The organism is Aromatoleum evansii (assembly GCF_012910805.1).
Taxonomy (GTDB): Bacteria; Pseudomonadota; Gammaproteobacteria; order Burkholderiales; family Rhodocyclaceae; genus Aromatoleum; species Aromatoleum evansii.
The window spans coordinates 1-388 of sequence record NZ_WTVK01000304.1; the positions used below are offsets into that span (position 1 = coordinate 1).

1 protein-coding gene is annotated in these 388 nt (G+C 65.7%); it reads left to right on the plus strand.

Annotated features, from left to right (window positions below):
- Positions 1–388: MFS transporter (locus GO615_RS28445; RefSeq protein ID WP_169133127.1), on the plus strand; the 388-nt coding region annotated here is incomplete at both ends.

Consider the following 388-nt stretch of genomic DNA (forward strand, 5'->3'; position numbering starts at 1 on the left):
GTTCGGCGTCGCCCTGATCGACAATTTCGGCTGGCAGACCGCGCTCGTGGTGTTCAGCGCGCTGATGCTGCTGATCCTGCCGCTCTCGCTCGCGCTCGCGACGCCGCCTGCGGCGACGAAGGATGTGGCGCCCGCCGATCAGCAATCGTTCAGGACGGCGCTGGCGGAGGCGTTCGGCCATCGCTCCTACGTGCTGCTGGTGCTCGGCTTCTTCACCTGCGGCTTTCAGCTCGCCTTCATCACCATCCATCTGCCCGCCTATCTGGCGGACCGCGGCATTCCGGCGACGACAGGCGGTTGGGTGGTCGCCGCGATCGGCCTGTTCAACATCGTCGGCTCGCTCAGCGTCGGCTGGCTGCAGAACTTCTTTCCGAAGCGCTATTTGCTC